Source organism: Arthrobacter gyeryongensis (genome assembly GCF_039543785.1).
In the GTDB taxonomy this organism is placed as follows: domain Bacteria; phylum Actinomycetota; class Actinomycetes; order Actinomycetales; family Micrococcaceae; genus Arthrobacter; species Arthrobacter gyeryongensis.
The window spans coordinates 85449-104117 of record NZ_BAABKK010000018.1; the positions used below are offsets into that span (position 1 = coordinate 85449).

Consider the following 18669-nt stretch of genomic DNA (forward strand, 5'->3'; position numbering starts at 1 on the left):
AGTCAGTTGGGCTGGGTATCGCGCTAGTCGCCGAGGTACTGCCCGGCCCAGGCCGAGATGATCCCCGCGACCCTGGCTGCTTGTCCTTTGCCCGTCAAAAGGTGGTCGCTGCCTTCAAGCGAAATAAAGCTCCGCGGGTGCCGTGCCGTTTGGAAGATCTCGCTGGCATTGTCGATGCCCACGGTGTTGTCTGTGGGGGAGTGCAGCACCATCAGTGGCCTGTGCAGGGCACGGATGCAGTCCCGGAGGTCGGCCTTCTCCACGTCCTCCACAAAGTGGCGGCGAATCTCCATGCGCCTGCCGCCCAAATTGACCTCTGCGCTGCCTTCGCTGAGGATCGTGCTGACTTCGGCGTCGAACATGTGCTCCACATGCCGGGGCTGGAACGGGGCGCCGACAGTCGCCACGGCACGTACCTCGGGGAGGCTGAGAGCGGCAGCCAACACGGCGGCCCCGCCGAAGGAGTGGCCCACGAGCAGGGAGATTTCCCGGCCTTCGGCGCGCATGAACTCTGCGGCGCGGAGGGTGTCTGCCACTTTCACGCTGAACGATCCCGCTGACCAATCGCCGGCTGAGTCACCCAGTCCAAGGTTGTCGAAGCGAAGCATGCCGATCCCAAGATCCGCCAAGCCTTTGCAGATACGCGAGGCTGACGGGCTGTCCTTGCCGAGGGTCAAACCATGGGAGAACACACCCCAGCCCCGGACCGGGCCCTCAGGCACGTCCACGATCCCAGCCAGGAGATCTCCGGTACTGCCTTCGAAGCTGATCTTCGTGGACTTGGACACCCTGTCCGCCTTTCGTTTTGCGAGCGAGTCTTAAACAACGACGACGGCGGACCCCGCCAAGGGGACGCCGTCGTCGTCGTATTCTAAATTCCGGACTAGATCTTGCGTGCCAGGATGGCCTGCTTGACCTCGGCGATTGCCTGGGTCACCTGGATGCCACGCGGGCAAGCCTCCGAGCAGTTGAAGGTAGTGCGGCAGCGCCACACGCCTTCCTTGTCGTTGAGGATCTCCAAGCGCATGTCACCGGCATCGTCGCGGGAATCGAAGATGAAGCGGTGCGCGTTCACGATAGCGGCCGGGCCGAAGTACTGTCCGTCCGTCCAGAACACGGGGCAGGACGACGTGCAGGCAGCGCACAGGATGCACTTTGTGGTGTCGTCGAACCGTTCACGGTCCTCGACCGACTGCAGGCGTTCCTTGGTGGGCTCGTGGCCCTTGTTGATCAGGAACGGCATGACCTCGCGGAAGGACTGGAAGAACGGCTCCATGTCCACGATCAGGTCTTTCTCCACCGGGAGGCCCTTGATCGGTTCAACGGTGATGGGCTTGGAGGTGTCCAGGTCCTTCAGCAGGGTCTTGCATGCGAGGCGGTTACGGCCGTTGATGCGCATGGCGTCGGATCCACAGACTCCGTGTGCACAGGAACGGCGGAAGGACAGCGAGCCATCGATCTCCCACTTGATCTTGTGCAGGGCGTCCAGCACGCGGTCGGTGCCGTACATCGTCAGCTGGTGGTCCTCCCATACGGGCTCTTCCGAGACCTCGGGGTTGTAGCGTCGCACTCGCAGCGTGATGTTGAAGGTGGGAATTTCCCCGCCTCCACCAATGTGCGCGGGCAGCTCGATCTTGGATGCTGGCTCAGCAAGTTCAGCAGACATCTTAGTACTTCCTCACCATCGGCTCGTAGCGCGTAAAGACAACAGGCTTGGTGCCGAGTCGGATGCCCGCGATTGCTTCCGCAGATCCGTCCGCCGGGGCGTGCTCATCCTTATACGCCATGGAGTGCTTCATGAATTTCTCGTCGTCGCGCTCCGGGAAGTCCTCCCGGAAGTGGCCTCCACGGGACTCCTCGCGGTGCAGGGCAGCAACTGTCATGACTTTGGCCAGTTCCAGCAGGAAGCCCAGTTCCACCGCTTCGAGCAAGTCAAGGTTGAAACGCTTTCCCTTGTCCTGGACGCTGATGCGCTGGTAGCGCTCCTCGAGGGACGCGATATCCGTGAGCACCTGGTTCAGGGTGTCCGCAGTACGGAACACCTGCATGTTGGCATCCATGGTGTCCTGCAGTTCCTTGCGGATCGCGGCAACCCTTTCGCCGCCATCGGCAGTGCGGACGTGGTTCAGCAGATCCAGCGTGTACGCCTCCGGGTCTTCCGGGAGCTCCACGAAGTCAGCCGTCTTGGCGTATTCGGCTGCTGCAATGCCTGCGCGCTTGCCGAAGACGTTGATGTCCAGGAGCGAGTTGGTACCCAAGCGGTTGGAGCCGTGGACTGAGACACAAGCAACCTCGCCGGCTGCATACAGGCCCGGCACAATGGTGTCGTTGTCCTGCAGGACCTCGGTGGTGATGTTGGTGGGGATGCCGCCCATGGCGTAGTGCGCCGTCGGGAACACCGGAACTGGTTCCGTGTACGGCTCGACACCGAGGTAGGTGCGCGCGAATTCGGTGATGTCCGGAAGCTTCGCGTCGATGTGGGCCGGCTCAAGGTGGGTCAGGTCCAGGAGGACGTAGTCCTTGTTCGGGCCGCAGCCGCGTCCTTCACGGACTTCGTTTGCCATGGAACGGGCCACGATGTCGCGGGGAGCGAGGTCCTTGATGGTGGGGGCGTAGCGTTCCATGAAACGCTCACCCTCGGAGTTGCGAAGGATCGCGCCTTCGCCGCGGGCAGCTTCCGAGAGGAGGATGCCCAAGCCGGCGAGACCGGTCGGGTGGAACTGGAAGAATTCCATGTCCTCCAGCGGGATTCCGCGGCGGAAGGCGATGCCCATGCCGTCACCGGTCAGGGTGTGGGCGTTGGAGGTGGTCTTGAAAACCTTGCCTGCGCCGCCGGAGGCGAACACCACGGACTTGGCCTGGAAGACGTGCAACTCGCCGGAGGCGAGGTCGTAGGACACGACGCCGGCTACGCGCTTCTGCTTGTAGGGCGTTCCGTCTTCGCGGACGGCGTCTTCCTCGACGGTCAGCAAGTCCAGGACGTAGTACTCGTTGTAGAACTCAACGTTGTGCTTGACGCAGTTTTGGTAAAGCGTCTGCAGGATCATGTGGCCAGTGCGGTCTGCTGCATAGCAGGCGCGGCGGACCGGAGCCTTGCCGTGGTCACGAGTGTGGCCACCGAAACGGCGCTGGTCAATGCGGCCTTCGGGCGTGCGGTTGAACGGCAAGCCCATCTTCTCCAGGTCCAGCACGGCGTCGATGGCTTCCTTCGCCATGACCTCGGCTGCATCCTGGTCAACCAGGTAGTCGCCACCCTTGATGGTGTCGAACGTGTGCCACTCCCAGTTGTCCTCTTCGACGTTGGCCAGGGCTGCACACATGCCGCCCTGGGCTGCGCCTGTGTGGGAACGGGTGGGGTAGAGCTTGGTCAGTACTGCGGTGCGTGCGCGCTGACCGGATTCGATCGCGGCGCGCATGCCGGCGCCGCCGGCACCGACAATAACGACGTCGTACTTATGGACCTGCATACCAGATGCTCTTTCTCTCTAAGTCAGATGGTCGGCGGAGCCTGCTCCGCGTGTTGTGCACAGCCGGACTAAGCCGGTGGTGCAGCGGAGCCGCTACGGCGCCGGGCAGAACCCGCCCGGCAGCTGAACGCCGTTGACGACGGGGCACGGGTTGAACGTGAAGATCACCAAGGTGCCAAGAACGACGATGACGACCGTAGCCGCGTAAAGGACCACCTTGAGCCAAAGGCGGGTGGCGTCCTTCTCGGCGTAGTCATTGATGATGGTGCGGACGCCGTTGGTGCCGTGCAGCATGGCGAGCCACAGCATGGCCAAGTCCCAGAACTGCCAGAACGGATCGGCCCACTTGCCGGCCACGAAGCCGAAGTCGATGCCGTGGATGCCTTCGCCCACCATGAGGTTCACGAAGAGGTGGCCGAAGATCAGGACCACGAGCACGACGCCGGAGAGCCGCATGAACAGCCACGCGAACATCTCGAAGTTCCCCTTGGAACCGGTGCCGCGACGGTACTGCGGAGCAATTTTCCCACTGCCGATTTTTCCGCTGCGCGGGCTTTGAATATCAGTACTCATGGCTTAGTGGCCTCCCAGTGCGAGGGACAGGTGGCGGATGGCGAAGGCCCCGAAGGTGACCAGCCACAATACCAAGACGGTCCACAGCATCTGGCGCTGGTATTTCGCGCCCTTCTTCCAGAAGTCAATGGCGATGACGCGCAGACCATTGAAGGCGTGGAAAACAATCGCTGCGACGAGGCCCGTCTCGCCGAGGGCCATGAGGGGGTTCTTGTAGGCGCCGATAACGGCCGTGTAGGCCTCCGGGGACACACGCACCAATGAGGTGTCCAGCACATGGACCAACAAGAAGAAAAAGATCACAACACCGGTAATGCGGTGTCCAACCCAGGACCACATGCCTTCACGGCCGCGGTACAAGGTGCCAGCTGGTTTTGTCGGCACTGAATAAACCTTCCTGCAACACAGCGGCGCTGGCACGGGATCCATGCGGGGGAAACGCCAGCTGCGAGAGCACTCGTAGCTCAGCCTAAATCTAGGCTTCGCTCACAGCTTATTCAATTTAGGCACCCCTTCTTGTAACGAGAGTGCGGGTGTTCGGCTGAATTCCGGTCTTTTCGCCGCGCGGGTGAGACGAAGACCACAAAGCGAGACTTGCGCGAGTGTCGGATAAGGTGTTGCGGTGAGTATAGAAAACGCTGCAAGCGTCGAATCGCCTTTGCGTCACTTCCATGCGGTTATTCCGGCTGGCGGAGTGGGCACGCGCCTGTGGCCGCTTTCGCGTGCTGCTGCGCCCAAGTTCCTGCACGACCTCACGGGTTCGGGAAGCACCCTGTTGCGGGCAACATACGACCGCCTCGAACCATTGGCCGGCAACCGCGTGCTGGTGGTTACGGGTGTGGCGCACCGGGTTGCTGTCTGCCGCCAGCTTCCCGAAGTGGGCGAAAGCGAATTGGTCCTCGAAAGCGAACCGAAGGACTCGGGAGCGGCGATCGGCCTCGCCGCGGCCATCCTGTACCGTCGCGACCCGGACACCATCATGGGTTCGTTCGCGGCCGACCATGTCATCAGCCCGGACAACCTCTTCCAGGAGACTGTCCGCGAGGCAATCCACACGGCTGCCGCCGGAAAGATCGTCACCATCGGCATCAAGCCCACGCACCCCTCGACCGGGTTCGGTTACATCCGCACCGGGGACTTGCTCAACATAGATGACGCACCAAACGCGCATGCTGTGGTCGAATTCGTCGAGAAGCCGAGCGAGGACATTGCCAAGAAGTACCTCGAGACGGGCGACTACGTCTGGAATGCCGGCATGTTCGTCGCCCCCGTCGCGCTCATGCTCAAGCACCTGGAGGCAAACCAGCCGGTCTTGTTTGCCGGGCTGGAGGAAATTGCCGACGCCTGGGATACACCGGAACGCGACGAAGTGACTGCCCGGGTGTGGCCCACCCTGCCGAAGATTGCCATTGACTATGCAGTGGCTGAACCCGCCGCAGCGGCGGGGGATGTCGCCGTCGTGCCCGGTACCTTCCGCTGGGACGACGTCGGAGACTTCGCCGCGATCGGTCGCCTCAACAATGCCGGGGACGTCGATGAGGTGACCGTCCTGGGCGAAGGCGCCCGTGTCTTCACCGAGAACGCCAGCGGCGTGGTTGTCTCCGACACCAAGCGTGTGATCGCCCTTATCGGGATCAAGGACGTCGTGATCGTTGATACGCCGGACGCCTTGCTTGTCACCACGAAGCAACACGCCCAGCGGGTCAAGGGTGCGGTGGACGCACTCAAGGCGAGCGGCGACACAGACGTTCTCTAGCGCGCTCTTGCGTCGCTGCCCGTAACCAAGAGACCCCTTTCGCTATTCGGGGGGCGTGGATGGCTAGAGTTGTGAGGTGCGCAATTTCACTACCGAAACCGAGCCGACCCCAGTGGTGAAGCCGTGGCTTGACGATCTCTTGCCGGAACTCCTTGAATTCCGGAGGGATCTGCATGCGCACCCCGAACTTTCCTTCAAGGAATTTCGCACTACGGACAAGTTGGTTGAACGGCTCGAAGCTGCGGGGCTTGAACCCCGCCGGCTGGAAGGGTCGGGGCTGACGGTCGACGTCGGCGAGGGCCCTATCGCGACGGCCCTCCGCGGCGACATCGACGCGCTCCCCATCATCGAAGAGACCGGGCTTCCGTTCGCGTCAAAGAACCACGGTGTCACCCACGCGTGCGGGCATGATGTCCACACCACGAGCATGCTCGGCATTGCCTTGGTGCTGCACGCCATGCACCAGGAATCCCCCTTGGGGGGCACGGTGCGCATTATCTTCCAGCCCGCAGAGGAAACCATGCCCGGCGGTGCCCTGTCCTGCATCGAGCAGGGCGTGCTCCAGGGTGTCCCGAGGATTCTTGCGCTGCACTGCGATCCGCGTATCAACGTCGGCAAGATCGGCACGCGCATCGGCGCCATCACCTCGGCGTCGGACACCATCAAAATCGAACTGACCGGACGTGGCGGCCATACTTCCCGTCCCCATTTGACCGAAGACCTGGTCTTCGCGCTGGCCCAAATCGCCGTCAACGTCCCGGCCGTTCTATCCCGTCGGGTGGATGTGCGCAGCGGTGTTTCGGTGGTGTGGGGTCAGATCGCGGCTGGTTCCGCACCCAACGCCATCCCCGCCAACGGCTACATGGCCGGCACGATGCGTTGCCTCGACAGGGACGCTTGGCATAGCGCAGGGGAGTTGCTCGACGACGTCGTCCAGCAAGTTGCCGCGCCGTACGGGGTGGACGTCCATCTCGAGCACACCCGCGGTGTCCCTCCGGTCGTCAACTCGGAACACGAGACTGCCCTGATCGAGGCCGCGGCCCGTGCGGAACTCGGCGAGCACGCCGTCGTCCTGACCCCCCAGTCCATGGGAGGCGAAGACTTTGCCTGGTTCCTGGCCGACCTGCCGGGTGCCATGATGCGGCTCGGGACCCACACGCCCGGCGGCGAGGAATACGATCTGCACCGCGGTGACTTCATTGTGGACGAGCGTGCCCTCGGCTTCGCGATCCAGGTCCTGGCCGCCGCCGCGCTGCGAACCATCCGAGATCTCTAAGACTCCGACGCTCGCTCACTAGTGCCGGGTTTTGGCCGGACGCCGGCTCACTAATGCCGGGTTCTGGCCGGACGCTCGCTCACTCTTGGTTGAAAGGCTGGGATCCTCCTGCGGATTACCTGCAGGAGGATCCTTTCGTTTGGGCTTGTTTGTGAGCGGGCGTTGTTGGGGGTGGGCTTGTTTGTGAGCGGGCGTCGCCGGGGCGGTTGAGTTGTGCACAATTTAATTGTGAGCTATCGTTATTCCCATGAGTGAAGCCCCCCGCCTCGACCGCCAGGTCTGTTTCGCCCTCTACTCCGCGTCCAAGGCCGCCACTGCGGTCTACCGGCCGGTGCTGGACGAACTCGGACTGACGTATCCGCAATACCTCGTGATGTTGGTGCTCTGGGAAAACGAGCCTCGAAGCGTGCGGGAACTGGGCACCGAGCTGGGACTCGACTCGGGCACCCTGTCGCCGCTGCTCAAGAGGCTTGAAGCCATGGGCCTCGTGGAGCGCCGGCGTTCAGCCGAGGACGAGCGACGCGTCGAGATCCACCTGAGCGACGCCGGTCGGGCCCTCAGTGCCCGGGCGGGGGCTGTACCGCAGCGCCTCGCCGACGCCGCGGGCCTGAGCGCCGCGGAGCTTGCGCAGCTTCACGACACCCTGGGCCGGCTCACCGCCGCCCTCCACTCAGCCATCTGATCGTCCATCCCAAAACGTCCATCCCAACACGTCCATCCCATCGAAGGAAAAGGAACCACAGTGAAGACTTTGTACATAGCCGAGGCACTTGCCTCCGGTGAAGGCCGCGAAGGCAACGCCCGCACGAACGACGGCAAGCTGGACGTCACTCTCGCCAGCCCGGTGGAACTGGGCGGAAACGGACAGGGCACCAACCCCGAGCAGCTCTTCGCCGCCGGTTACGCGGCATGCTTCCACTCGGCACTCAGGCTGGTAGGGCGCAAGGCCCGGGTGGATCTGACTGATTCCGCCGTCGCCGCCAAGATCCATTTCGGTGCTTTGGAGGGCAGTGAGGGATACGGCCTCGCCGCGGAGCTTGAGATCGCGCTGCCTGCCCTCGACCGGGAAACCGCCGAGCAACTCGTGGCCAAAGCCCACCAGATCTGCCCCTACTCCAACGCGACCCGCGGGAACATCGCCGTCGACATCAAGCTTGTGGAGGTGGCAGCATGAGCTCCGCACTTCCCAAGAGAACCCGCGAAATCCAGTTGGCATCCCGCCCGCAAGGACGCCCTGTCCAGGAGAACTTCCGGCTGGCCGAGACCGATCTGCCGGAGCTGGAGGACGGCCAGATCCTGGTCCGCAACGAGTTCATGTCGGTCGATCCCTACATGCGCGGCCGCATGAATGACGCGAAGTCCTACTCGGCACCTTTCCGGCTCGACGCAGCGCTCGACGGCGGTGCGGTGGGTGAGGTGATCGCGTCCCGTTCCGAGGCACTCAGGGTGGGTGACGTCGTCGTGCACCAGCTCGGCTGGCGCGAATACTCCGTGGTGGATGCGGCAAGCGCGACGCCGGTTCCGGCCGGCCTGGCGCCGACGTCGGCGTTCCTCGGAGCGCTTGGCATGACGGGCCTGACGGCATATGCCGGGCTGCTCAAGGTGGCCGAGTTCAAAGCCGGGGACGTCGTCTTCGTTTCCGGTGCCGCAGGCGCAGTGGGTTCGATCGTCGGTCAGGTCGCCAAGGCCATGGGGGCCTCCAAGGTGATCGGCAGCGCCGGTTCCCCGGAGAAGGTGGCGCGTTTGCTGGAACTCGGCTTCGACGCGGCGTTCGACTACCACGACGGTCCGGTGGCGAAGCAACTCCGTGAAGCAGCGGGGGAGCGCGGCATTGACGTCTACTTCGACAACGTGGGCGGCGAACACCTCGAGGCTGCCCTCGCGGTCCTCACTGTGGGTGGTCGGGTGGCAATGTGCGGCGCCATTTCGCAGTACAACTCCACAGAGCCCACGCCGGGCCCGCGGAACCTGGCCTTGGCCATCGGAAAGCAATTGACCCTGCGTGGCTTCCTCGTGGGCGGCCAGCGCCAGCACGCCGCGGAGTTCGCCGGGAAGATGGCCGGATGGCTGGCCGATGGAACGGTCCGCTACGACGAGACGATCGTTGACGGACTGGAAAACGCGCCGAAGGCCTTCATCGACCTCCTGGATGGGGCCAATACCGGCAAGATGCTGGTCCGGCTGCACTGAGGGATTCCCGGCGCGAACTGGCGGCAGATGCCCGCAAAACGCGATTTTTGGGTCATCTGCTGCCAGTTCGCGCGCTTGGGAACGGGCATCCTAGAACCGTTCGCTGGGAGGTCCACTACTGCTTGGTAACAAAAGCTCAACAATCTTCGGGTTGTTGGGCTTTTGTGTTACCCGGGTGTGTTCAATCCCACTAAAGTTGTGCCATCAGTGCGCCCCAGGCGCAGTGCTGCGAAGCATCAGTGAAAACAGAATTTCAGACTCGAGTTTTCGAAACGGACACTCATTGACCAACTGTCGTAGCATCAATCACTTTCTTCCTGGAGGAAAATTGAAGCAATCACTGCGTGCCACATTAAAGCGCGGTTCATTTGCAGGCGTCGCAACTGCGGGCGCCGCTGCACTTTTGCTGGCAGGCTGCGGTAGCGCACCGTCTGCTTCGAGCTCGGGCAGCGCCACCAAGTCGGACTACACCGCATGCATGGTGTCCGACTCCGGCGGCTTCGATGACAAGTCGTTCAACCAGTCAGGCTACGAGGGCCTTCAGGCAGCAGCCAAGGACCTAAGCATCCAGGAGAAGCACGTCCAGTCCAAGGCCGACACGGACTACGACCCCAACCTTCGTTCGATGGTCCAGCAAGGCTGCAAGCTGACAGTTACGGTCGGCTTCCTGCTTGGCGACGCCACGAAGAACATCGCGACGGCGAACCCCAACAGCCACTTCGCCATCATCGACTACTCGGACCCCACCTTCCCGAAGAACGTCAAGCCAATTGTCTATAACACGGCCCAGGCCGCGTTCCTGGCCGGTTACCTCGCCGCCGGCACTTCCAAAACGGGCAAGGTTGCGACCTTCGGTGGCCTCAACATCCCCACCGTGAGCATCTTCATGGACGGCTTCTCTGACGGCGTGAAGTACTACAACCAGAAGAAGGGCAAGTCCGTCCAGCTGCTTGGCTGGGACAAGGACAAGCAGGACGGAACGTTCGTCGGCGACTTCAAGCAGGTCGACAAGGGCAAGGTCCTCACCCAGGGATTCCTGGACCAAGGGGCCGACGTCGTCCTTCCCGTCGCTGGACCGGTTGGAGCGGGCGCCGGAAGTGCGATCCTTGACGCCAAGGCAAAGGGCACGGACGCAAAGCTGATCTGGGTCGACTCGGATGGCTACTTGACCGCACCCGCCTACAAGTCGGTCATCCTGACTTCGGTCCAGAAGACCATGGCGACCGCCGTCGAAACGGTCATCAAGGCCGACAAAGAAGGCAAGTTCGACCCCAGCCCGTACGTCGGCACGCTCGACAACGGGGGCGTGGCGCTTGCCCCGTTCCACGATCTCGACTCCGCTGTTCCGGCAGACATGAAGAGCGATCTTGACCAGTTGAAGAAGGACATCATCTCCGGCGCAGTCAAGGTCGAATCGAAGTCCAGCCCCAAGTAAAAATCCGGGCTAAACCGCATCGCGCTGCCCTTCAGCCGAGTTTTGGCAGAAGGGCAGCGCGTTCTGCGTTGCCTTCAATTTGCTCTTCGACACTCCTTTGCCGAGCACTATGCTGGGAGCACGGTGATGACGAGGAGCCATCCTTTATAGATGGGTTGGAGTTTTGAAACTCGAACTGAAAGGGATCACGAAGCGCTTCGGATCCCTCGTAGCCAATGACCACATCGATCTCGTGGTTGAACCCGGCCAAGTCCATTGCCTCCTGGGTGAAAACGGTGCCGGCAAGTCCACCCTGATGAATGTCCTTTACGGACTCTACGACCCCAGCGACGGCGAAATCCTGGTCGACGGAAAACCTGTTGTTTTCAAGGGTCCGGGCGACGCCATGGCGGCGGGGATCGGAATGGTCCACCAGCACTTCATGCTGATTCCGGTATTCACCGTCGCAGAAAATGTCGCGCTCGGAAACGAAGCCACCAAGGCAGCCGGTTTCCTGAACCTGGATGAAACCCGCCGCAGGATCTCCGAGATTTCCAAGCAGTACGGATTCCACGTTGACCCCGATGCCCTCGTGGAAGACCTGCCCGTTGGCGTGCAACAACGGGTCGAGATCATCAAGGCACTCGTGCGCGACGCCGAAGTCCTGATTCTCGATGAACCGACCGCGGTTCTCACTCCGCAGGAAACCGATGAGCTCCTGGACATCATCCGGCAGCTCAAAGCCGCCGGAAAGTCAATTGTCTTCATTTCGCACAAATTGCGTGAGGTCAAGGAAATTTCGGACATCATCACCGTGATCCGGCGGGGCAAAGTAGTGGGCTCGGCCGATCCCTCGGCGTCCCCGACAGAACTCGCCTCGGCGATGGTGGGCCGGGCGGTCAGCCTGACCCTGGAAAAGAAGCCAGCCCAGCCGGGTGAGGCGACCTTCAAGGTCCGGGACCTGACCGTTGTGGACCACAATGGCCAGCACGTCGTGGACGGGCTGAGCTTCGACATCGCCAAGGGTGAAGTGCTTGCCATCGCCGGTGTCCAAGGCAACGGCCAGACGGAGCTCACGGAAGCCATCCTCGGCGTCCAGCAGCACGTCACCGGGTCCATCGTCCTCGACGACGTCGAACTGCTCGGCAAGAGCGTCAAGCAGGTCCTGTCCGCCGGCGTCGGTTTCGTCCCTGAGGACCGCAAGATCGACGGGCTGGTGGGAACGTTCTCCATTTCCGAGAACATGATCCTGGACCTTTACGACAAGGCGCCTTTCGCCCAAGGCATCGGCATGAAACCGGCCTTGATCGCTTCGCACGCGGAGAAGAAGGTCGAGGAGTTCGATGTGCGGACGCCGTCGATCGATGTCGCCGTGGGCACGCTCTCCGGAGGCAACCAGCAAAAGGTGGTCCTCGCCCGGGAGCTGTCCAGGCCGTTGAGGCTCTTCATCGCATCGCAGCCCACCCGAGGGCTCGATGTCGGCTCCATCGAATTCGTACACAAGAGGGTCATTGCGGAACGGGACAACGGAACTCCGGTGATGATCGTGTCCACGGAACTCGATGAAGTCCTCGAGCTCGCTGACAGGATCGCCGTTCTCTACCGGGGAAAGCTGGTCGGGATCGTTCCCGCGGGTACGTCCCGCGATGTGCTGGGCTTGATGATGGCCGGCGTTCCGGAACATGAGGCAGAACTGACTGCGCACAAGACCCTCGAGGGAGGAACCCATGTCTGAGTCCAATACCCCTCGGCAGGAAAACGAGGTCGAGCCGGAGCGCCCGGAAACATTGGACGACGAGGTCGTCCTGGATGTCGCGCTGGACACGGCGGACGGTGCAATGGCCCCGTCAGTAATTCCGGCTGCCAGCCAAGGCGGACAGATCCCGCACGCCGCCGGTGGCTCGGTCTTCCGGCAGATCGTGACCGGAAACGCCATGGTCTCGGTGTTGTCCGTGCTGCTCGCCATTGTGCTCGGCGGCATCCTGATGGCCGTGACGAACCCCAAAGTTGCCGAAACAGCGGGCTATTTCTTCGCGCAGCCGGGGGACATGCTCACCGAGGTCTTCAGGCCCTACGTGGCGTTGGTCCAGGGCGCGATCTTCAACTGGGCCGGGGCCGACGCCGCAGCCCAGCTGTACCCCATCACTGAAACCCTGACGGTGTCCACGCCCCTGATCCTGGCAGGACTCGGCGTGGCCTTGGCCTTCCGCGCGGGCCTGTTCAACATCGGCGCGCAAGGGCAGATCATTTTCGGTGCCCTGTTCGGCGCCTACGTGGGCTTCACCTGGCACTTGCCTTTCCTGGTTCACCTGCTGCTTGTCATCGTCGCCGGATTTGTCGGCGGCGCGGTGTGGGGCGGCGTCGTCGGACTCCTCAAGGCCCGGACCGGTGCGCATGAGGTCATCGTGACCATCATGCTGAACTACATCGCGAACTTCCTGCTCCTGTTCCTCCTGACCACTCCGGCTTTCCAGCGCAAGGGCTCGACCAACCCGATCTCGCCCTTCCTGGACCAGTCGGCACTGTTCCCGGAGTTGCTCGGCCCCCAGTTCAGGCTCCACGCGGGCTTCCTCCTTGCTGTGCTGGCAACGGTCTTCGTCTGGTGGCTCCTGAAGCGCTCCACGCTCGGCTTTGAATTCCGGGCCGTGGGCGCCAACCAGAGCGCGGCACGCACCGCCGGAATCAACGTCCCCCGCGCCGTGATCCTGGTGATGGCGATTGCGGGTGCGCTTGCAGGCCTGGCCGGCATTGCGCAGGTATCCGGAACGGAGAAATACCTCTCCGGAGGCGTCGCTGCTTCCATCGGATTCGATGCCATCACGGTCGCGCTGCTGGGCCGTTCGACGCCGTGGGGAACATTCTTCGCCGGGCTCCTGTTCGGCGCGTTCCGCGCCGGAGGCGTCGCGATGCAGGCTGAAACCCAGACCCCCATCGACATCGTCTTGGTCATCCAGTCGTTGATCGTCCTGTTCATTGCTGCACCGCCGCTGGTGCGGGCGATCTTCGGGCTGAACCCGCGGAAAAAGAAGAAGGCCACTGGCGGCCCCGGCTCCGGAACCATCCCCTCCGGAAAAATCGAGAGCGGAGCTGCAACAGCATGAGCACCACAACAACTCAGCCCGGCGGTGGCACGCCCGCCGGAAACGCCCCGGCGAGCCCTGGAAAAACGGGTGCCACCGAGCTGGTGAGCTGGAAGGCCGGCATCGGACTATCCCTGCTCGCAATCCTGGGAACCGTGCTGTTCGGCTTCATGTCCAATTCGAAGTCGGCAGGCTTCGGCATTGCCGAGGCCGCCAATGAAGCGGCCTCCAGTGTGGCTGCTTTGGTCACGTTCGTCCTGGCCCTTCTGCTTTCCGTTGGTCTCGGATACCTGTGGTTCGTCCGCCGTCGTTCAGGCCTCACCTCCGGTTCAGGCACGGCGCCAGGTTCAGGCACGGTACCGGGTTGGCTGCCCCCATCCACCGTCGCCGCCGTCGTGGTCCTCGGCCTTGCCGCGCTCGGAGTGGCAAAGGTTTCCAAGATCACGCTCCCTTCCGCGGCCATCGGCTGGATCGCCGCGGTGATCCTTCTGGGCCTGGCCGGCTACACGGTGTATCTCACCCAGGCGAAGAGGGCTGCACCCCGCTGGGTGGGCGGCACCTTTGCCGCAGTGTTCCTCATCGGGTTCATGGTCTGGATCGTCGCTGGCGGAAATGGCGATGAGCCGTCGATCTCCCTCGCCGGACTGATCGCAGGATCCGTCACCTTGGCCGTGCCGCTCGTCTTCGGATCCCTTTCCGGCGTCCTGTGTGAACGCGTCGGCGTGGTCAACATTGCCATTGAAGGACAGCTCCTGCTGGGAGCATTCTCCGCAGCCGTTGTTGCCACGGTGACGCACAACGTCTACGCCGGGCTGGTCGCGGCAGCCGTAGCCGGAACGCTTGTTTCCTTGGTCCTGGCCGTGGTCAGCATCAAGTACCTCGTCAACCAGATCATCGTCGGCGTGGTGCTCAACGTCCTCATCAGCGGACTGACGAGCTTCCTCTTTTCGACGCTGCTGACGGCTGACCCTGATGGCCTCAACAAGCCGGGGCGCTTGCCTCCGGTGGACATCCCCTTCCTGTCCGATATCCCCATCATCGGCCCGATCCTGTTCCACCAGTCCCTCGTGGGCTATTTGATGTACATCGCAGTGATCGTGGTTTACCTCGGCCTCTTCCACACGAAGTGGGGACTGCGCGTGCGGGCCGTCGGCGAGCACCCGCAGGCAGCCGACACCGTGGGCATCAACGTCAACCGGACCCGATTCTGGAACGTGCTCATGGGGGGTGCGATCGCGGGCATTGGCGGCTCGTTCTTCACACTGGTATCCGTGGATGCGTTCAGCAAGGACATGTCCGGTGGCCGCGGGTATATCGCCCTGGCGGCGCTGATCTTCGGGCGCTGGAACCCGATCGGTGCCTTCCTGGCCGCGTTGCTGTTCGGCTTCGCGGACAACCTCCAGAGCGTCATCACCATCATCGGATCGCCCGTGCCGAGCCAGTTCATGGCCATGCTGCCTTACGCCTTGACGGTCTTCGCCGTCGCTGGATTGGTGGGCAGGTCCCGGCCGCCGGCGGCAAGCGGCATACCGTACGTCAAGGGCTGACCGTGGCGCTCACGGATACCGACGTGGACTGGGCGGCCCTCGAGGCCGCCGCAGTCGCCGCCATGGGTAAGGCGTACGCTCCGTATTCGAAGTTCCCGGTGGGGGCTGCCGCCCTCACCGAGGACGGGCGGATCGTCAGCGGATGCAACGTCGAGAACGCCAGCTATGGACTCACCCTGTGCGCCGAGTGCGCCCTCGTGGGAGACCTCCATATGGGTGGCGGCGGCAGATTGCGGGCGTTCTATTGCGTCGACTCGAAAGGCAATGTCCTCATGCCATGTGGCCGGTGCAGGCAATTGCTGTATGAATTCCGGGCACCCGGCATGCTACTCATGACAACGCAGGGCATCAAGACCATGGACCAAGTGCTGCCAGATGCCTTCGGTCCCGACAACCTCGAGGAGAACCGGTGACACAGACTGAAGCGTTCGACGCCGTACAGATCATCAGCATCAAGCGGGACAAGGGAACCCTGAGCCCTGAGCAGATCGACTGGACGATCGATGCCTATACCCGCGGCGTCATTGCCGACGAGCAAATGGCGGCCCTGAACATGGCGATCCTGCTCAACGGGATGGACCGTGCCGAGATCTCGCGCTGGACCGAGGCGATGATCGCGTCGGGCGAGCGGATGGACTTCTCGAGCCTTCGGCGTCCCGACGGCGGCGTGAAAGCCACCACCGACAAACACTCCACCGGGGGCGTCGGGGACAAAATCACCCTTCCGCTGGCGCCGCTCGTGGCGGTCTTCGGGGTGGCGGTTCCGCAGCTTTCCGGCAGGGGACTGGGCCACACCGGCGGCACGCTCGACAAGCTCGAAGCAATTCCCGGGTGGCGGGCGAACTTGAGCAACGAGGAAATCCTGGCCCAGCTGCAGGACGTGGGCGCTGTCATTTGTGCCGCCGGCACGGGTTTGGCTCCGGCGGACAAGAAGCTCTATGCCCTGCGCGACGTCACGGGCACGGTGGAAGCCATTCCCCTAATTGCCTCATCCATCATGAGCAAGAAGATCGCCGAAGGCACGGGCTCCCTGGTGCTCGACGTGAAGGTGGGCTCCGGGGCGTTCATGAAGGACGAAGCCCGTGCCCGCGAGCTGGCCGAAACCATGGTGGCCCTGGGCAAGGATGCGGGCGTCAACACGGTGGCCCTCCTGACCAACATGAGTACGCCTCTGGGTCTGACTGCCGGCAATGCCATCGAGGTGGAGGAATCGGTGGAGGTGCTGGCGGGCGGCGGTCCGGAAGACGTCGTCGAGCTGACCGTCAGGCTTGCCCAAGAGATGCTCGCCTGCGCCGGAGTGCACGACGCCGATCCCGCGGCCGCCCTCAAGGATGGCCGCGCGATGGATGTCTGGAACCGCATGATTGAAGCCCAGGGCGGCGATCCGCGTGCCGCCCTGCCGATGGCCAAGGAATCCGAGGTCATCCCGGCTCCGGCCGACGGCGTCCTCGTGGAGCTCGACGCTTTGTCCGTGGGCGTGGCTGCGTGGCGCCTGGGCGCCGGACGTGCCCGGAAGGAAGACGTCGTCCAGGCCGGCGCAGGGGTGCGGATGCACGCCAAGCCGGGCGCCTTGGTCCGGGCGGGGGAGCCACTCATGACCCTCCTGACCGACACCCCGGAAAAGTTCGACAGGGCCAAGGAAGCCTTGGAAGGCGCTGTGCTCATTGCGCCGGAAGGCTCACGGCCGGCGCAACGGCTCATCATCGACCGGATCTCCTAGGCTGATTTCCCGGGCATTTCGGGATGCCCGGGAGACAATCCCTGCGGCCATTCGTTAGGAAGACCGTGCAAGCCATCAACGACTTCATCCTTGCCGCGGCCGGGCAGCCGTGGGTTTTGCTTCTGGTTTTCGCCTGCTGCGTGATCGACGGTTTCTTCCCGCCCATTCCCAGCGAGTCGATGGTGGTGGGACTCGCGGCAGTCTCCGTGACCGCCGGGACGCCCAACACGTGGCTGCTGATCCTGGTAGGAGCCGTCGGGGCTTTCACCGGCGACAACATCGCCTACTTGATTGGCCGCAAAGTAGGTGTTCGCCGATGGCGGTGGATGCGTTCCCAAAGGATGCAGGGTGCCTTCCGCTGGGCCGGGAGGGAACTTCGACGCCGGGCCGCGTCGCTGATCATGGTGGCCCGGTTCATCCCGATAGGCCGGGTGGCGGTCAACCTCACAGCCGGAGCAACCCACTTCCCGCACGGCATGTTTGTGGCGCTCACGGCCATGTCCGCCGTTCTGTGGGCCAGCTATTCGGTGGCCATCGGCGTGTTCTTCGGCCAATGGTTCGAGCACAACCACCTGCTCGGAGCGGTCATCGCGATCGTCGCGGCCGTCATCCTGGGAATCATCGTGGACCGGATCATCAGCAAAGTCCGCGGGGCCACGCCTTCCACCGAAGAGGGCGAAGAAACCGGGGAGCCCGAAGAGGAATCCGTCGTGTAGGAGACGTAGCGAAGGGGAGCCATCTCCTCCTTGGGTATGACGGGCTTGGCACCGGAAGATCCCTCCACGGGTGGATGCTTCCATTTCGACTTTCGAGCTAGCCTTAAAGTGTGTTCCACCCCGGCCGGGGCGTAGCGAACGTCGCCCGGGCCGTGGGACACTGGATAGCGATCTATGTCACGCGACCGTGTGACTTTCCTTGAGGAGCAATGCCTGCGTGGAATTCATGAACCACATGCTCGAGCATGCCGCCGGGCAACCGTGGATCTACCCGGTGCTCCTGGTTTTCTTTTTCATCGACGGCTTTGCCACGATCCTTCCCAGTGAGACCGCGATCGTCGGGCTCTCGGCCCTTGCGATGCACCGGGGTGAGCCCAACCTGTGGCTCCTTGGCGCTACTGCGCTTGTCGGGGCCATGGCCGGCGACAACATGGCCTACATGCTGGGCCGCAAGATCGGCCTGGACCGCTGGAAATGGATGCGCAAGCCGAAGGTCCAAAAGATGTTCGCTTGGGCGCACTACGAGCTGGACAAGCGCGGCGCCGTGCTCATCTTCACGGCCCGGTACATACCGTGGGGCCGGGTGGCGGTCAACTACGTCGCCGGACAGACCGGCTTCCGCCACAAGACCTTCTTCTTCCTGGATGCCTTTGCCTGCTTCACTTGGGTAGGTTACTCGATCGGCATTGGATCGCTGGCCGGCCACTGGGTGCACAACAACCCGCTCCTCGGCGTGGGGATTGCCGTGGCATTCGCTGTGGTACTCGGCGTCATCGTGGACCACACCTTGCGTTGGTGGCACAAGCACCTCGAAAAGAAGGACGCGGAGAAGAAGGAAGCGGCTTCCGCTGAAGCAGCCGCAGCAGACGCGGGTACCGCGGTTAATGCGGCGTCCGGTGTCGACCGCTCAAACCCTGCTGGCTAAGCTTC

The 18669-nt window shown here is 63.1% G+C and carries 18 protein-coding genes; 13 read left to right on the plus strand and 5 right to left on the minus strand.

The genetic code is table 11. From position 1 onward, the window contains the following. Positions 1–23 precede the first annotated feature (23 nt). The 5 genes from ABEA18_RS14380 to sdhC all read right to left on the minus strand — a co-directional run bounded on the left by ABEA18_RS14380 (position 24) and on the right by sdhC (position 4424). A complete protein-coding gene (locus tag ABEA18_RS14380) occupies positions 24–788 on the minus strand; it encodes an alpha/beta hydrolase family protein (protein ID WP_345450086.1) in 765 nt (254 codons plus the stop codon). Positions 789–883: 95 nt separating this feature from the next. Next, entirely contained in the window at positions 884–1666 is a 783-nt protein-coding gene (locus ABEA18_RS14385; protein ID WP_078105990.1) for a succinate dehydrogenase iron-sulfur subunit, read from the minus strand. A 1-nt stretch (position 1667) separates the two neighbouring features. Beyond that, positions 1668–3467: a succinate dehydrogenase flavoprotein subunit gene (gene sdhA / locus ABEA18_RS14390; RefSeq protein WP_241709463.1), complete on the minus strand. Its 1800-nt coding sequence runs from the start codon at positions 3465–3467 to the stop codon at positions 1668–1670. Between the two features lie 93 nt (positions 3468–3560). Beyond that, entirely contained in the window at positions 3561–4040 is a 480-nt protein-coding gene (locus ABEA18_RS14395) for a succinate dehydrogenase hydrophobic membrane anchor subunit (protein ID WP_345450089.1), read from the minus strand. 3 nt (positions 4041–4043) lie between these two features. Continuing rightward, on the minus strand, positions 4044–4424 hold the full coding sequence (sdhC, locus tag ABEA18_RS14400) for a succinate dehydrogenase, cytochrome b556 subunit (protein WP_084784381.1): 381 nt from the start codon (positions 4422–4424) through the stop codon (positions 4044–4046). A gap of 238 nt (positions 4425–4662) precedes the next feature. Here sdhC and ABEA18_RS14405 point away from each other — a divergent pair, with 238 nt between their 5' ends. From ABEA18_RS14405 to ABEA18_RS14465, 13 genes are all read left to right on the plus strand, one after another. Further along, on the plus strand, positions 4663–5796 hold the full coding sequence (locus ABEA18_RS14405) for a mannose-1-phosphate guanylyltransferase (RefSeq protein ID WP_345450093.1): 1134 nt from the start codon (positions 4663–4665) through the stop codon (positions 5794–5796). A gap of 76 nt (positions 5797–5872) precedes the next feature. Further along, positions 5873–7072, plus strand: coding sequence for an amidohydrolase (locus ABEA18_RS14410; protein WP_345450094.1), 1200 nt, complete (start codon positions 5873–5875; stop codon positions 7070–7072). Positions 7073–7319: 247 nt separating this feature from the next. Continuing rightward, entirely contained in the window at positions 7320–7754 is a 435-nt protein-coding gene (locus ABEA18_RS14415) for a MarR family winged helix-turn-helix transcriptional regulator (protein WP_345450096.1), read from the plus strand. 60 nt (positions 7755–7814) lie between these two features. After that, entirely contained in the window at positions 7815–8246 is a 432-nt protein-coding gene (locus tag ABEA18_RS14420) for an organic hydroperoxide resistance protein (RefSeq protein WP_306961121.1), read from the plus strand. Further along, on the plus strand, positions 8243–9262 hold the full coding sequence (locus tag ABEA18_RS14425; protein ID WP_345450101.1) for an NADP-dependent oxidoreductase: 1020 nt from the start codon (positions 8243–8245) through the stop codon (positions 9260–9262). Before ABEA18_RS14420 ends, ABEA18_RS14425 begins: the two co-directional genes overlap by 4 nt. Before the next feature lie 328 nt (positions 9263–9590). Next, complete coding sequence (locus tag ABEA18_RS14430) at positions 9591–10697, plus strand: BMP family lipoprotein (RefSeq protein ID WP_345450103.1); 1107 nt, start codon at positions 9591–9593, stop codon at positions 10695–10697. Between the two features lie 163 nt (positions 10698–10860). After that, entirely contained in the window at positions 10861–12411 is a 1551-nt protein-coding gene (locus ABEA18_RS14435; RefSeq protein ID WP_345450105.1) for an ABC transporter ATP-binding protein, read from the plus strand. Further along, on the plus strand, positions 12404–13777 hold the full coding sequence (locus tag ABEA18_RS14440) for an ABC transporter permease (RefSeq protein WP_425550533.1): 1374 nt from the start codon (positions 12404–12406) through the stop codon (positions 13775–13777). Before ABEA18_RS14435 ends, ABEA18_RS14440 begins: the two co-directional genes overlap by 8 nt. Further along, entirely contained in the window at positions 13774–15303 is a 1530-nt protein-coding gene (locus ABEA18_RS14445; RefSeq protein WP_345450107.1) for an ABC transporter permease, read from the plus strand. The genes ABEA18_RS14440 and ABEA18_RS14445 overlap by 4 nt, the downstream gene beginning before the upstream one ends. A 2-nt stretch (positions 15304–15305) precedes the next feature. Continuing rightward, positions 15306–15716 carry a cytidine deaminase gene (locus tag ABEA18_RS14450; RefSeq protein WP_345450109.1) on the plus strand — a complete coding sequence of 137 codons (411 nt, stop codon included), beginning with the start codon at positions 15306–15308 and terminating at the stop codon, positions 15714–15716. After that, positions 15713–17023, plus strand: a complete 1311-nt coding sequence (locus ABEA18_RS14455) for a thymidine phosphorylase (protein WP_345450111.1) — start codon at positions 15713–15715, stop codon at positions 17021–17023. The genes ABEA18_RS14450 and ABEA18_RS14455 overlap by 4 nt, the downstream gene beginning before the upstream one ends. 65 nt (positions 17024–17088) lie before the next feature. After that, complete coding sequence (locus ABEA18_RS14460; protein ID WP_345450113.1) at positions 17089–17739, plus strand: DedA family protein; 651 nt, start codon at positions 17089–17091, stop codon at positions 17737–17739. A 235-nt stretch (positions 17740–17974) separates the two neighbouring features. After that, a complete protein-coding gene (locus ABEA18_RS14465) occupies positions 17975–18664 on the plus strand; it encodes a DedA family protein (protein ID WP_345450239.1) in 690 nt (229 codons plus the stop codon). Positions 18665–18669: the final 5 nt, after the last annotated feature.

Excerpts from the sequence above, each read along its gene's own strand:
- ABEA18_RS14445 (WP_345450107.1), top strand. The coding sequence starts at position 13,774 with ATGAGCACCACAACAACTCAGCCCGGCGGTGGCACGCCCGCCGGAAAC.
- sdhA (WP_241709463.1), bottom strand. The coding sequence starts at position 3,467 with ATGCAGGTCCATAAGTACGACGTCGTTATTGTCGGTGCCGGCGGCGCC.
- ABEA18_RS14385 (WP_078105990.1), bottom strand. The coding sequence starts at position 1,666 with ATGTCTGCTGAACTTGCTGAGCCAGCATCCAAGATCGAGCTGCCCGCG.
- ABEA18_RS14465 (WP_345450239.1), top strand. The coding sequence starts at position 17,975 with ATGCTCGAGCATGCCGCCGGGCAACCGTGGATCTACCCGGTGCTCCTG.
- ABEA18_RS14425 (WP_345450101.1), top strand. The coding sequence starts at position 8,243 with ATGAGCTCCGCACTTCCCAAGAGAACCCGCGAAATCCAGTTGGCATCC.
- ABEA18_RS14395 (WP_345450089.1), bottom strand. The coding sequence starts at position 4,040 with ATGAGTACTGATATTCAAAGCCCGCGCAGCGGAAAAATCGGCAGTGGG.
- ABEA18_RS14440 (WP_425550533.1), top strand. The coding sequence starts at position 12,404 with ATGTCTGAGTCCAATACCCCTCGGCAGGAAAACGAGGTCGAGCCGGAG.
- ABEA18_RS14415 (WP_345450096.1), top strand. The coding sequence starts at position 7,320 with ATGAGTGAAGCCCCCCGCCTCGACCGCCAGGTCTGTTTCGCCCTCTAC.